Source organism: Neoasaia chiangmaiensis (assembly GCF_002005465.1).
GTDB classification, from domain to species: domain Bacteria; phylum Pseudomonadota; class Alphaproteobacteria; order Acetobacterales; family Acetobacteraceae; genus Neoasaia; species Neoasaia chiangmaiensis.
Genome location: NZ_CP014691.1, coordinates 1149561 through 1164192 on the forward strand (window position 1 = coordinate 1149561; position 14632 = coordinate 1164192).

The following is a 14632-nucleotide window of genomic DNA, read 5'->3' on the forward strand; positions in this document are numbered from 1 at the left end:
GTCCACATCCCCGGAACGACGGGCCCGCCCGGCAATCCGTTCCTTGCCCCATGAAGCCGCCATAGGGAGAGAAAACGTGCCCGGCTCCGTCAGACGCCATCTTTTTTTCATCGCAACGGCCTGCGCCACGGCTTTCTTTCCCGCCTACGCGCAGTCCCAGACCTTCCCGCCGCTCGTATCTCCCGCCAGCCACATCTCCGCGCCCGGCAAGATCGTCTCGGCGCAACTGGTCACGCCCGACCTTGCCAGCACCGAGAAATTCTACGGCGCGCTCCTTGGCTGGACATTTCAGGACATACCCGTGCGGCACGGTCGCGTGGCGCAGATACTGAATCAGGGCAAGGCAGTCGGCATCATCGTCGAACACCCGTTCACCAATCCCGACCAACGCCCGTCATGGCTGCCGATCGTCGCCACGCCAGACGCAGACGCCACCGCGCGTCAGGGGTCGACGCTCGGGGGCAAAATCCTGTTCAGGCCCCGCGACATCCCCGGCTATGGGCGGGAAACCGTCCTGTCCGACCCGGACGGCGCGATCTTCCTCGCCCTCAGGGCAACCGGCGGCGATCCACCTGATGCCGCCGATGCGATCGGCAACTGGTGCTGGAGCGCGCTACTCACGAGCGATCCCGCCAAGGCGCAGGACTTCTACGGCAAACTGTTCGGATACCAGACGGAGACGCTGGCATCCGGGCACGTCCTCATCAGTTCGCAAGGCAACGCGCGCGGATCGCTGAACATGTTCCCCGCCAGCTTCCCCACCACGGCGACCGCCCGCTGGGTACGCTTCGTCCGCGTCGCGGGTGTCGGCGCCACGGCGGAACAGGTCGCGTCGCTGGGTGGCCGCGTCGTCGTGCAACCGCACGTGGATCGCGACGGAATTATGGTTGCCATATTGGCCGACCCGGCGGGCGCCGTTTTCGGCATCATGGAATATCCCAGTGAAACCCCTATGGGAGAAGCGAAATGAGCCGCCTGCAACCATCGCATCCGTGGCGTCGGTTGGCACGGCTGACCTGCCTTGGCGCGACGCTCGCTCTCCTTGCCGGCTGCGTCGGCTACGACGATTACGGCGGCGGGGACTACTACGGCGGCACCTATTACACCGGCTATGGCGGCGGCTGGGGCGGCGGTGGCTGGGGTCCGGGCTGGAGAGGCGGCAGCTGGGGTCCGGGATATGCCGTCGGCCCGCGCTGGCACGGTGGACCGGGCGGCGGACCACACTGGCACGGTGGTGGACCCTGGGGTGGCCCGCACGGCCCGGGCCCGGGCGGCCCCCATGGCGGGTTCGGCGGTCCGCATGGGCCGGGCGGTCCAATGGGTGGACATATGGGTGGCCCGATGGGTGGAGGTCACATGGGCGGACATATGGGCGGTGGTCATCACTAGGCAAACGCCCCCGCAGAGGTCTGACGCGACGCAATTATCCGCTTGCCTCGCCCCTTGAACCGTCAGGGGGACGAGGCAACGGCCCGTGCGTCGGGAGCATAATCCCGCAGCTGCGCTTCGGTCAGGACACTGACGCGCGGCCCCTCCGTCCAGACGAGACTGGCCCGGATCACACGCCCGGGATAGATCTGCCGCAAAAGCGCCGCATAGGCCGCCATCTGGCGCAGATACGCCGCCGGCAGCGCCTGCCCCTCGACCGGCGGGCGCTGGCTGGTTTTGTAATCGCAGATATAGACGGCATCGTCCGATACGCGCAGGCGATCAACCTGCCCGACAATCACTGCGCCGCCCGCAATGCCGGTCACAGCCTGTTCCGCCAGACTTCCCGGCAGGAACAGTGGCGCGAGCACCGGATGCGCCAGTACCTCCATGATCTGGTCGGTCAGCCGCACCGCTTCGTCGGGAGGCTGGCCCCGACCGGGCCGGTTGAGCCAGTCCAGCGCGATTGCCGCACGCGCCGCCGGCGGCTGGTCCGGCAAAAACTGCAACAGCCGATGCACCAGCGTGCCACGCCGCAAGGCCCGCTCGCGCTGCCCCACCGAACCCTGCACCCACTCCAGCGGCGACCGCGCAGGCGGCGTTGCGCCGAACTGCACGCCATCGGGCCGGCTCGGCGCCAGGGGGCGCGTCAAGGCTCCCTCCGGCACTGGCGGCACCGAACGCCAGCCGGGTGCATGGCCGAACTCGGATGGCATCGGCGCGACATCCGGCACGGCCGATAACGCCGCCTGCCGTTGTGGAACGCGGCAGGTCTCCTCCAGCACCAGCCGCTCTCCATCCCATCCTCCCTCAAATGGTGTGCTGAGCGCGTTCAACCCGCCGAAACCAGCCTGACACAGCGCATACCAGGAGTCGGCCGGCATCGTCTTGCCGCTTTCCCATCCGCAAATCACCAGCCAGTCACTGGCGCGCGTCAATGCGACGTACAGCAGGCGATTACGCTCCGCCTGCGCCGCCGCTGCTTCCGCCGACGCCAGTTTCTCCGTCAAAGCGCAGGTCAGCCCTCGACCGGGCGCCCAGATCGGCCATTCAACCCCATCGCGCCCAGCCCAGAGCAACCGCGTATCCTGCCGCGCGCCACCCGTCATGTCCGGCAGCACGACGAGACGCGCCTGCAATCCCTTCGCGCCATGCACGGTCATGATCCGCACGGCATCCGCCGTCGCTTCCGGCTCCCGTTTCACGGTGGTCTCGCTGGCGCGCAGCCAATGGAGGAATCCCTGCATGGACGGCGGATGCAGCGCCTCATACCGCAGCGCCGCCGCCAGCAGATCGTCGGTCGGTTCCGCCGCCTCCGGCCCGAGGCGCCGCAACAGCCGCGCCCGCCCGCCACGCTGGCCCAGCGCATCGGCAAGCAACTGGTACGGCGTGGCGAAGTCGATACGTCGCTGCAGGCCGGAGAGCATGTTCCACGCCGCCGTCCAGTCCGGCCGTTCGGCATGGCGCTCGCGCAGTTCGGTCCATAGCGGCCTGTCACCACGATCCATGGCCAACGCCATCAACGAATTGTCGGACAGATCGCCCAGCGGGGACGTCAGGACAGCCGCAAGCGTCAGATCGTCCTGCGGCAGCAGCAATGCCTCGCACAACGCCACGAGATCCTGCACCGCCAGCTGGTTCGTCAGTTCGACACGCACCAGCGTCGCCACCTCGACGCCCTGCCCCTTCAGGGCACGGATCAATGCCCGCAGAAACGGCGACCGTCTCGGCACCAGCACGAGAACGTCTCCGGCGCGCAACGGCGGCTGTCCCGGCTGCGGCGGCTTGCCGATCTGGGCCGCGATCCAGCGTGCCAGTTCATCGGCCAGCAATTGCGGCGGGCTGCTCTGCCCGGTATTGCCGCTCGGCGCATCCCACGGGTCGATCGCCTCGCCCTTCTCGCCGCGCGGCACCAGTGGCCAAAGCTCGACCCGGCCGCCCTGTTCGGCGCGGGCGGAAACGTGATGCGGCAATGGCTCGTTCGAGCCCGGCTCCCGCAGTCCCCGCGCGGCATCTTCCCGCGAAAAGACGGCGTCGACCAGTTGCAGGACCGGTCGGACCGATCGGAAAGACACATTCAGCCCCGGATCGCGCCATTGCTGCGCCCCGGCGGTCACCATCGCCGCGAAACGCTCACGCCATTCGTGAAAACCCTGCGGGTCGGCTCCCTGAAACGCATAGATCGACTGCTTGAAGTCCCCGACCGCGAAGACGGTGCGCGGTCGCCCCTCATCCTCGCGCGCACCCTCGCCGGCGAAGAATTCAGCCGTCAGGGCACCGGCGATCTCCCATTGCGTGCCGGACGTATCCTGCACCTCATCCAGCAGCAGATGATCGATGCCACCATCGAGCTTGTAGAGCACCCACGCCGCGCCCGGCTCGCGCAGCAGGTCGCGCGTCGCGGCAATCAGGTCGTCGTAATCCACCAGTCCCCGCGCGGTCTTGTCGCGCGCATAACCCGTCAGCGTCGGCGCGGCGAGGGCGAACAGCGCCAGATTGAGCGCCAGCAGACGTTGCGCCGCGATGCCCGCGCCGATCGCCTGCACACGTTCGGCCTCACGCTCGATCGGCGCGAACAGTTCCGGCCGCCCCTTGACGATACGCGCCGGAAAGAACGCACCGGTCGCCCGCAGCTTGCCTTCCTTGGTCAGCATGGCATCTCGCCAGGCATCGACGCGCCGCGTCGCGGGCGGCTGAGCCAGCCAGTCGAGCATCGCCGCCGCTCGCGCCTTGTTGGCGTCCGAACCGCTCTCCAGCGATTCACGCAGGACATCGCGCAGAAGGTCCGCCTCGGGCGGCTCCCGCAGGCGCGCGATCAGTGCCACCTCGTCCTCATCCCCGGCATCGAGCAGTGCGGCATAGATGCGCCGCACCCGCGCGGGATGCGTCTCCCAAAGCCGGAACGCCGGGCCCAGTTTCCCCGCCTTGTCACGCAAGGCCCGCACACGCTGCAAATACTCATCCAGCCCGACCTGCCCCGCCAGCAGATCGAGACACGACCGCAATGCCGCATCATGTTCTGCCGCGCCCAGCGTGCGCTCGATGGCGTCGCTCAGCGCCAGATTGGCATCGGTGTCCTCCAGCAACGTGAAATGCGGATTGACCGCCGCCTCAAGCGGAAAACGCCGCAGGAGCGACTGGCAAAACGCATGGATCGTGCCGATCTTCATCCCGCCCGGCAGATCGAGCACGCGCACGAACAGGGCGCGCGCCGCCTGACGCGTCTCCGGCACGGTCGGCACATCGAGCGCCGACAGTTCGCGATCCAGTTCCACATCCGGCAGCGACACCCAGGACCCGAGCCGCGACTGCAGGCGGTTGGCCATCTCCGCCGCCGCCGCCTTGGTGAAGGTCAGGCACTGGATGCGCCCGGGCTCGGTGCCCGGCAACAGGATCGGCGCACCGGTCTCAGGATGCACGCCCTCGACCGGCAGCATCAGGCGCAGCAGGCGGTCGATCAGCAGCTTCGTCTTGCCGCTCCCCGCCGAAGCGGAAACGAAGGCCGACGCCAGCGGATCGGAGGCAATGTTCTGCGTCCTGTTGGCCGAGACGAGTGCCGAGGATTTACTCATTCTCCGCCCTCCTCACGCGCGACGCTCCATTCCGGCACGCGCGCCAGCAACGCGTAATCCGTATAACGCGGCGCCTGCGACGGATGCGGATGGGACCGATACGGCGTCTCGGGCCGATCGAACTGCGCCACCCGCCCCCGCAGGCGCACGATCGCCTGCTCGACCAGATCGGACAGCATGGCCGGGTCCTTCGGCACGGACAGTTCCTCACCCCTGTCGCGATCGCCGGTCAACCGCCAGTAGAGCAACTGCGCCGTTTCCGCCGGGTCCAGCTGCGCGAAAGCACCTTCGCGCAGCATTGCCGCCTCCAGCACGAGCTGGGAGCTCCACCCGGTCTCGACATCCTTCTGCGCCGGCAGCGTGCCGGTCTTGTAATCGATGATCGTGGCCGCCCCTTCGGCATCCAGTTCGATACGGTCCGCCCGCGCGGAAAGGCGAAACGCGCCCGTCGGCAGTTCCATCGTCAAGGCACCCTTGGCCTCCGTTTCGATCCGCACCGGCCGCGCGCGCGTGGCCTCCCGCTCCGTCACCCACTGGGCGATGCGCGACAGACGGGGGCGCCACCACGCCTCCAGCGCCGGACGAAGATGCCGCGCATCCAGTGCATGATGAAGGCTCGCCGCCAGCGCGGCCTCGTCCCGCCGATCGGATTTCAGCCAGCCATCCAGCCCGGCGTGGATAATCACCCCGATATCCGACCGGTCGGCGGCCTCTTCCAGCGCGGGCAACGCCCGAAGTTTGAGGATATGTCTGGCATAGATCGCATAAGGATCGCGCAGCCAGGTCTCGATCTCCGTCACGGACAGGCGGCGCGGCCGCCGTGCGACGGGTGGGCGCGGCTCGGGCGCGGAGACAGGCCGCGCAGGACCATCGGGCTGATCCAGCCGCGCATGCCACGACAAGGCCGGATGAACCGGCAACCGCTGGCCGCGCCCGCCAAGCAGCGCATCGATCCGCACCAGCCATCGCGCCGGCACGGCCGGTGCGCCGTCGCGCCGTGCCGGGCTGGACAGCACGACCTGCGGGGCGGAGAGCATCGCCGTCGAGAAATCATGCGCCGCCACACCGATCAACCGCTCCGGCGACGGCAAGCCGGTGCGCGTGCGCATCGGTCGGCTCAGCCAGGGTCCCGGATCGGTCGCGGGCGGCCAGATGCCCTCGTTCAACCCGCCCAGAACCACCAGATCCGCGAATTGCAGACGCGCTTCCAGAACACCGAGGATCGAGACGCGCGGATGCAAGGCCTCGCCGTCACGCCCCTGCAGGACGCGCTGCCCAAACACCATCTGCCCGGCCATGGCGGAAAGCAGGAAGGCGGGCAACTGATCGAAAGACTGCGGCGGCAAAAGATCGGTATGCGCGATCAGCGCCGCGATCTGGCGTGACAGCGCATGGCCCTCCGCGCCCAGCCACAGCCGCTCGGCACCCGGCTGCGTGTCGGTCGTCGCCAAAGCTTCGGCTGCCTGCACAAGACCGATCAGCAGGTCGGGCAACGGCGCGGTCCGCCTGCCGGGACAAGGCCGCAACGCCGCCGCCAGGCGATCGAGAAACGAATCGACCGCCTCCGGCAGATCCGGGCGATCGGCACTTGCCGCGTCGATCGCCTCATCATCGCGTAGCGCCGCCCGCAACCCCTCGATCCCCGGCGGGGGAGCCGGACCGCGCAGCACCAGCCGCTCCAGCCGCCGCGCGCTCGCCCGGCAATCACCCGGCGTCAGCCCCAGCGCCGCCAGCGGATGCTTCAGCACCGCCAGCAGCGCCACCGGCGCGAGATCGCTCGACACCGCCTCCGCCAGCAACCGCAGGAACACCGCCGCCGGAGTCAGGGCCAATGCCTCGCCCGCACTGTCATCGGCCACCACGCCGTAACGCAGCAACTCCGTCGCCACGCGCCGCGCCAGACCACGATCCGGCGTTACGAGAGCGACCTCCCGTCCGGCCTCACGGATGCCGTCGCGCAGGATCATGGCAATAGCCGCGGCCTCCTGCTGCTGGTCGGTAGCATCCAGCCGCGTGAGCCCGGTCAGATCCAGCGGCGCCCTTTCCCGCCCCCAGTCGCTCAGGCCCATGGCGGGCAACATCGCACGCGAAACGAGCGCCGGACGTCCCGCCGGTACGTCCTTTCCGCTGCCCGTCTCCCAAACGTCGAGGGCCGCCCGATCCACCTCCAGGTCGTGCAGCAACCGTCGCAACCCTGCCTGCGGATGACTGTCCGGCAGACTGTCCCAGACGGCATCGGACAAGGACAGATCGACCCCCGGCAGCACCACCTGTCCCTGCGGCGCGCTGGCCGCCGCCTGCAATACCGCACAGACCGACGCCATGCCGTCCGCGAAACCCACGGCCCACAGCGGCACCGATGGCGGATGGGCCCGCCAGGCCTGCGCCTGCGCGCGGTGCAAGGCCACCTGCCGCGCCACCGGGTTCATCATTCCCTGTTCATCCAGCCAGTTCGGCCAGGCATGCGTGACGATCTCGAGAAAGGTCAGCGTCTGGTGCCAGTGTGCCGCAAAACGCGGTTCCGCCGCCTGCGGCAACCGCTCCCGCAGATCGACGCCCGATCGCTCGGCATCGTCCATCAACTCCGCCAATGCACGCGCCAGCGGCCACGCCTGATCGATCGTCGGCGCGGCGATGAACGCCCCATCCGCCTTCAGCACCAGCATCGCCAGAACTGCCATGCGCCGGACCGGATCGACAGCCGGCGGCAGACTCAGCGTCGCATCCCCGGCGATTGCCAGATCGTCCTCATCCACGTCGCCGATCGAAACAATACGCGGTAACAGCGCCGCACGACCGTCCAGACGGCGCAGAAACGCCTCCATCAGGGCCCGCGCCGCGCGCCGTCCGGGCACCAGGATCAGCCCTGCCTCGTCGCCGGTCACGCCCGGCCCCGCCAGCCAGCGTTCCGCCACACCCTCGAGGAAAGGCCGCGCCCCCGGTATCGTCGCGATCTTCATGGACGACCGCCCCATCCCTCGATATGCGCGACCCGCGCCGCGTCCGACACACCGTGCCGCAGCGTGATGCGCAGGCTGTCGGCCGGCAACTCGTCTCCCGCCCGATCCGGCCACTCCACCAGCATGATGCCGCCCTGCAACTCGTCCCAGCCCAGCTCGTGAAGGTCGTCCGGCCCACCCAGACGCCACAGGTCGAAATGCGCCACCGCGCCTTTCGGTGTGTCGTAGATCTGCACGAGCGAGAATGTCGGGCTCGGCACCTCCAGCATCGGGTCGTCGCTCAGATAGCGCAGGAAAGCGCGCGCGAACACGCTTTTACCAACCCCCATCTCGCCGCTCAGGGCAATCGTGTCACCCATGCGCGCACATGCCGCAACGCGGCGGGCCAGGGCCTCCGTCGCCGCTTGATCGGCCAGATCGATGGTCATGTCGGACATGTCGCCCAATGTGCGGCGCAATGCCGCACGGCGCAAGGATGCAACCGGTCGATACGCCGCCGTTATCAAAGACTGGCCAGAACCCGCCCCGCCCGGCATGATCGCCGGTATCTTCCGCCATGCGAGATCTGCCCGTTTTGCCAGCCCAGCCACTTCGCTTCCGCTATGTCATCTACACGCTCACCGTTCTGATGAGCGTCATCTGCTATGCCGACCGCGCCGCGCTTTCGGTCGGGATGCCGGTTATCGCCCGCGTCTTCGCCCTGTCGCCGAGCCAGATCGGCTGGGTGTTGTCCAGCTTCCTCTGGTCCTACTTCATCCTCAACCTGCCGGGCGCGATGCTGCTGGACCGTTTCGGCGCGCGGCGCGTCGGCACCTGGGCCGTCGCCTTCTGGTCGATCGCCATGATGCTCGGCGGCATGGTGACCACGCTCCCGCTGTTCCTGGTCACACGCGTCATGCTCGGCGCGGGCGAGGCGCCGACCTTCCCCCTCGGCAACAAGGTCGCCCGCGCCTGGGCGCCCGACCATGAACGCGGCATCATGCTCACGGCACTGATCTGCGGCCTGCCTGTCGGACTGGCCGCCGGATCGGTCGCCGGCGCCTGGCTGATTACGCATATCGGATGGCGCGCGGCCTTCCTGGCACTGGGCGGTGTCGGTTTGGCCTGGTCGTGGATCTGGTGGCGGGCATACCCGCGTGATGCCGCGGCCCCCGGCGGCACGACACGACGCATCCTGTCCATACGCCGCATTTTCGGCGCCGCGCCGTTCTGGGGGATCGTCGTGGGCCAGTGCTGCGCCAACTATGCCAACTTCCTGCTGATGTCCTGGCTGCCGATCATCCTGAAACAGGTGCTGAAGCTGAGCCTGCTCGAAACAGGCGTCTGGACGGCGATCTGCTACCTCGTCTCCGCCGCGCTGGGGCTGATGCTCGGTCGCCTCGGCGAGCGTGCGATGCGCCAGCAGGACCTGCGGCACGGCACGCGCCGCTGGGTCGTGGGAAGCTACTTCCTGATGGCGACCAGCATGGGCTTCCTGCCACTTTGCCAGAGCCTGCCAAGCGTCATCGCATTGCTGGCCATCGCCATGGCCTTTCTCATGGCAGGCATCGGCGCGAACATGGCATTACTCTCCGACCTGATCGTGGAGGAGGATCTGGTTGCCTCGACCACGGGCCTCTCCTTTACCTTCAGCAACGGCGCCGGTATCGCCGCGCCGGTCGTGACTGGCTATCTGTTGCAGGCCACGGGCAACTTCCACGGCGTGTTCTATCTGACGGCAGCCATCCTCCTGCTGGGCGTGCTGTCCATCGTCCTGCTGCCCCGCCGCCGCTTCCATGCCTGCTGATGGGCGGATGCGTCAGTCCTTCGCCGGGGCCGCCGCGCCGGCGATCGGGTTCGCCGCCTGTCCGCGTTGCGCCATGATATCGTCCAGATGGCTGCGATAGGCATGATAATGGTCGGGAGCCGCATGCCTGAAATCCGGATCATCGAGATGCGGCACCCGGCCATGATGGCCGAAATTGATCAGCCGAGCCTCCAGCAGATGAATCTTGCCCAGCAGGTTCGATTGTATGATCAGCACCGCCAGCGACGAGCCGATGAACGGCCCGACCAGATAAATCCACAATCCCGGCCAGGCACCGGCGAACAGGGCTGGCGCCAGGCTGCGGGCAAAGTTCACGCTGTTGCCTGACAGCCACGCCGTCAACGGGTTCATGAGGAAGAAGAACAGGCCACCGATCCACGGCGTGACCCGCCGGAAGCGCGGATGCGCCGCCAGCCAATACAACATGCCGACGAGCAACGCCGTGACACACGCCTCCGACGCCAGGGCATAGAACACGGAAAGTCCCGTGTAGGGGAGCGTCGCCCCATAATGCGCGTCTCGCGCCAGCAACCGCCAAGGCGCGAACAGACGCCCCAGCCCGTAAACGAAGAACGTGCCCCCGAAGGCGCCGACGATCTGCGCCACCGCGTAACCCAGCGCATCCACCCAGACGATCTTGCGAGACAACATAAATGCCAGCGTGACCGACGGATTGAGATGCGCCCCGCTGACGCGACCGAACGGCGTCATGGCCGCCAACGTTCCCGCAAGGCCGAAACATAAACCGCAAAGTGCGGACTGAAGATGCGGCAGTTCCGCCATCGCCTGTCCCAGCCAGGTATCGGGCGCGCTTAACAGGATGACGCAACTCAACCCAACGATCATCAACACCGCCGTCGCGATCGCCTCGCAGAAATAAAGCCGCCAGTGCAGGGGACGATCAGGATGCGGTGCACCCGCCAAAGGCCGGTCATGAAAGTGGATGTGGAAATGCGGCCAATGAATGTGCGGAAGACGGACATGGGGCGGATGAAAACGAAAATGACGATGATGACGATCATCAGCGTCTTCAAGATCGTTATTCACGCCCCTCCGTCCGGACACGCGCTTATCTCCTTCAGATCAATTATTTATTTGAGTTAATAATTACTTAATTATGTTCTGTGTTTTGAATATAGGCACTGGATTTCAGGCACATCGTTCACGACTGCGTGCGTAACCGATCGTTTGCTGGCACCCGCGCCAAATGCTATTCAGGAAACCATGGGTGTATGGGGCAAGATGTTTGGCGGCGTGGCGGGCTTCGCGGTCGGTGGTCCGTTCGGCGCGCTTATGGGCGCGGCACTCGGGCACGCGGCGGATCGCGGATCGCTGCTCGACGCGCCAGCCGGCGGCTGGAACGACCACTGGCATGCGCGCGGCCGCCCCGATCCCAACGGCGCGGCCTTCATGGCGGCCGCCAAGGTTTCGTCGTTCATGGGCAAGAACGATCAGCTCTATGCCATCGGTCTGGTCGCGCTCTGCGCCAAGGTCGCGAAGATCGACGGCCCGGTGAACCGGCGCGAGATCGACGCCTTTAAACAATGCTTCCGATTTCCGCCGGATAACGCGCGCGAGGTCGGGCTGCTCTTCGATCGCGCGCGTGACCGGACGGATGATTTCGAGATGTATGGCCGCGAACTCGGCCGTGCCTTCGCGAACGACCGCGCGCCGCTGGAAGACCTGCTCGTCGCCCTTTTCACCATCGCCCGTGCCGACGTACCGCCCGGTGGCGCGCTCGACCCGCGCGAAATGGACTTCCTCAAACGCACCCATCGTGCGTTCGGCCTGCCGCCCGGCACATGGGACCGCGCCGAGACGGGCCGCGCACGACCGGACACGAACGAAAACGACGCCTATCTGGAACTCGGCATCGCGCGCGACAGCGCCGACGAGGAAGTCCGCCTCCGCTGGCGCGCGCTCGTGCGCGAGCATCACCCCGACGTTCTGGGCCGCAAGAACCTGGACCCAAAGGATCTGGCAAAGGCACAGGATCGCGCCGCCCGGATCAACGCGGCCTGGGACCGCATCAAGCGCGACCGACGTCTTTAAGGAGCATCAGGCCGCCTGTCGCGCGCTGTCCATGCTGTCCTGATCGCCATCATCCGGCCGCGTTTCCGGCATGCCAAGCGCAAAAAACAGCCCGAGGATCGCGATCGCCGACAGCGCCAGAAAGGCAACCGGCGCACCGAAAGTCTGCATTGTCGCCCCGCCGATGAGGTTGCTGAGTGCGCTGCCACCCGCGATGGTCAGCGCAACGCAGGCCAGCGTGATATTGAAGCGCCCCGTTCCCCTCGTCAGGTCGGCGGCCATGACCGTGCTGACGACCGACAACGCCCCCGTCGCCAGACCGTCCAGCGTCTGAATCCCCATGATCGTCGCGGCGTTGATCTCGCCATCCGTCGCCCAGGCAAACAGCACACCACGCAACGGCACTGCCAGCAACGCCACGATCAGCACCGCCTTACGGCCCCAACCTTGCGCCAGGGCACGACCGACCGCCCAGGCCACCAGTGCCATTGCCGTCTGCGCACCAAGAATACATGCCGTCAGAAGCCACGTCTCTGTCCCGGGATGTGTCACCGCCAACTGGCGGCTTGCCAGCGAGAGCATCGCGCCGTTGCCGCATTGGAACAGCAGCACAGCGCCAAGGAACATCAAAATCGCCGGTCGCGTGAGAAGCTGTCCCATCGGCAGGCGGCGCTCACCCGCTTCGCCCCCGCTGGCCATGTCATGATCGATCTCCTGCGGCCGGATCGCGGAACTGGCCAGCGCACTGCCCACAGCCGCGACGCAGGTCATGTAGAATATCCATCGCAGGCCGAGCTTCTGCCCGCACACACCCGCGACGATCGCCGTCAGCACCGATCCTGTATGATTGAGCATCTCGTTGCGGCTGGTCCGTCCCGCCATGGCGCGCGGTCCGACCAACCCAAGGGTGATCGCGGCAATGGACGGCGCCAGAACGGAGGAGGCCGCCCCCAGGGCACCCTGCGCCAGAATGACAGGCATGAAGGTCGGCCAGAATGCCGTCACCAGACAGGCCATGCCGATCAGAATGCCGCTCCCGATCACTAATGCACGTTTGTGCCGCGTATGATCCACAAGCCAGCCCGCCGGCAACTGGCAGATGGCGGCTGCCCCGGCACTGGCCGCCAGTGCCGTCCCCATCCAGCCGGCCGACCATCCCTGGGCGGTCAGGAAAATCGTCAGATACGGGCCGACACCACTCTGGATGTCGGCGGAAAGCAGGTTGATCCAGTCCAGCCCTCGACGGCTCGACGTCGAAGGCGAACGTTCTTCAGACGGCATACAGTTCTCTCGATCGTGACCGACTGACAAGCCGGTCCATCGTCGTCCAACGCAGGGGCGCGCGCCAACGTTCCGAGAGCGGATCGCCCTTACCTGTTGGAGAACGCGAAAACCGTCGTGTAGTCGAAGCTCTGCCCCGGCCTCAACTCGGTGGTGGGGAACGCGGGATGATTGGGGCTGTCGGGGTAATGCTCGGCCTCGAAGGCAATCGCATCGGTCTGCCGATAGGCGCGACCGGAAATACCGGCATAGCCGCCGTCAAGAGAATTCGCCGTATAGACCTGAAGTCCCGGTTGCGAGGTGCTGATATCCATCGAGCGACCCGAACGGGGATCGTAGATATGCGCCGCCGGGCGCGGCTTGCCGCCGGACGGGCCGTTCAGCACCCAGTTCTGATCGTAGCCACGCGCATACATCATCTGGGGGAAATTGCTGCGCAGCCTGTCGTTAATCATCGTCGGCTTCGTGAAGTCGAGTGGCGTTCCCGCGACCGGCGCGATCTCGCCCGTGGGAATGGAGGTCGAATCCGTCGGCGTGTAGTGATCGGCGTTGATCTGCAGGATCTCCTCGGCGATCGAACCCGAGCCCTCGCCGTTGAGATTCCAGTAGCTGTGATTGGTGAGATTCAGCACCGTCGGCGCATCCGTCGTCGCATGATAATGTAGCGACAGCGCATCGTTATCGTTGAGCGCGTAGGTCACACGCGTCGTCAACGTGCCGGGAAAGCCCTGATCGCCATCCGGCGACACGAGCGTCAGCGTCGCCGTGGCATCATGCGCGCCCGAGCGTACGCCGGAAAGCTTCCACACCTTCTTGTCGAAGCCCTGCTTGCCGCCATGCAGCGCGTTCGGCGGGGCCGTCACCGCCACATGGTAGGATTTGCCGTCCACCGTGAAATTGCCGCCAGCCAGGCGGTTGGCATAGCGCCCGATCATGGCCCCGAAGAACAGACCACCCTTCGCGGAGTCGACGGTGTAGCCCTTCAGATCGCCAAAGCCGAGAACGATGTCCTGCACGTGGCCACTGCGATCAGGCGTTTCGACGGACTGGATGATCCCGCCATAGGTAATGAAACGCACGACCACGCCGTGGTCATTGGTCATCGTCACCAGTTGCACGTTCTGTCCATCCGGGGTCGAACCCCATGGCTGCACGGCAACATGGGGCGCGGCCTCGGCGCTCGCCATGGTGCCGCTGACGATTGCCGCGGCGATGGCGATTCCACCCAGGCGACGGGCTTGCGTGCGAAAAAACATCGGGACCGGACGTTTCCGGAAGGATCCTGAGGGCATGGGTCGGCAAAGTCCTGCACTGTTGATTTGCCGCCACAGTGGTTGGAAAAACCACAGTTTACAAGCACGATCTGTAACGGAATGACCGATCTGTACCGCCCTCGACCCGTTAAGCTCGGCTATGAACGTTCGCACCGGTCTGGCGCCGGACGTATGTCATGGTAGATAATGAGACGATTGACGGCGCGAACCGGCTTTGCCGGGAGGCGTCGATTTGTGAATTTTGTTTTTGGCGCGATGGGCAACCCGCGGCGAAATGAC

The 14632-nt window shown here is 66.5% G+C and carries 10 protein-coding genes; 4 read left to right on the top strand and 6 right to left on the bottom strand.

Translation table 11 applies throughout. The features are described 5' to 3' along the window. Positions 1–76: 76 nt before the first annotated feature. Positions 77–970: a VOC family protein gene (locus A0U93_RS05500; RefSeq protein WP_245825119.1), complete on the top strand. Its 894-nt coding sequence runs from the start codon at positions 77–79 to the stop codon at positions 968–970. Continuing rightward, on the top strand, positions 967–1389 hold the full coding sequence (locus A0U93_RS16375; protein WP_077806458.1) for a hypothetical protein: 423 nt from the start codon (positions 967–969) through the stop codon (positions 1387–1389). Before A0U93_RS05500 ends, A0U93_RS16375 begins: the two co-directional genes overlap by 4 nt. Positions 1390–1451: 62 nt before the next feature. Here the strand turns inward: A0U93_RS16375 and addA are convergent, their stop codons facing one another. Genes addA through tsaE form a run of 3 tightly spaced genes read right to left on the bottom strand, consistent with a single transcriptional unit; the run spans position 1452 to position 8496 of the window. After that, positions 1452–5000 (bottom strand): double-strand break repair helicase AddA, encoded by a 3549-nt coding sequence (gene addA, locus A0U93_RS05510; protein WP_077806459.1) that lies wholly within the window; start codon positions 4998–5000, stop codon positions 1452–1454. Next, positions 4997–7960: a double-strand break repair protein AddB gene (gene addB, locus A0U93_RS05515; RefSeq protein ID WP_077806460.1), complete on the bottom strand. Its 2964-nt coding sequence runs from the start codon at positions 7958–7960 to the stop codon at positions 4997–4999. Before addB ends, addA begins: the two co-directional genes overlap by 4 nt. Further along, the gene (gene tsaE / locus A0U93_RS05520; RefSeq protein ID WP_408887672.1) at positions 7957–8496 is read right to left on the bottom strand and encodes a tRNA (adenosine(37)-N6)-threonylcarbamoyltransferase complex ATPase subunit type 1 TsaE; all 540 of its coding nucleotides are present in this window, start codon (positions 8494–8496) and stop codon (positions 7957–7959) included. The genes addB and tsaE overlap by 4 nt, the downstream gene beginning before the upstream one ends. Before the next feature lie 20 nt (positions 8497–8516). Here tsaE and A0U93_RS05525 point away from each other — a divergent pair, with 20 nt between their 5' ends. Continuing rightward, positions 8517–9746 (top strand): MFS transporter, encoded by a 1230-nt coding sequence (locus A0U93_RS05525; protein ID WP_077806461.1) that lies wholly within the window; start codon positions 8517–8519, stop codon positions 9744–9746. A 12-nt stretch (positions 9747–9758) separates the two neighbouring features. Here A0U93_RS05525 and A0U93_RS05530 read toward each other — a convergent pair whose 3' ends face one another. Then, on the bottom strand, positions 9759–10733 hold the full coding sequence (locus A0U93_RS05530; RefSeq protein ID WP_245825166.1) for an MIP/aquaporin family protein: 975 nt from the start codon (positions 10731–10733) through the stop codon (positions 9759–9761). Positions 10734–10991: 258 nt separating this feature from the next. On the opposite strand from A0U93_RS05530, the gene A0U93_RS05535 reads away from it, so the two are divergent. Beyond that, positions 10992–11819 carry a TerB family tellurite resistance protein gene (locus A0U93_RS05535; protein ID WP_077806463.1) on the top strand — a complete coding sequence of 276 codons (828 nt, stop codon included), beginning with the start codon at positions 10992–10994 and terminating at the stop codon, positions 11817–11819. 6 nt (positions 11820–11825) lie between these two features. Here A0U93_RS05535 and A0U93_RS05540 read toward each other — a convergent pair whose 3' ends face one another. Next, positions 11826–13079, bottom strand: a complete 1254-nt coding sequence (locus A0U93_RS05540) for an MFS transporter (RefSeq protein WP_077806464.1) — start codon at positions 13077–13079, stop codon at positions 11826–11828. Positions 13080–13168: 89 nt separating this feature from the next. Continuing rightward, positions 13169–14335, bottom strand: a complete 1167-nt coding sequence (locus A0U93_RS05545) for an aldose epimerase family protein (protein WP_147151152.1) — start codon at positions 14333–14335, stop codon at positions 13169–13171. Positions 14336–14632 lie beyond the last annotated feature (297 nt).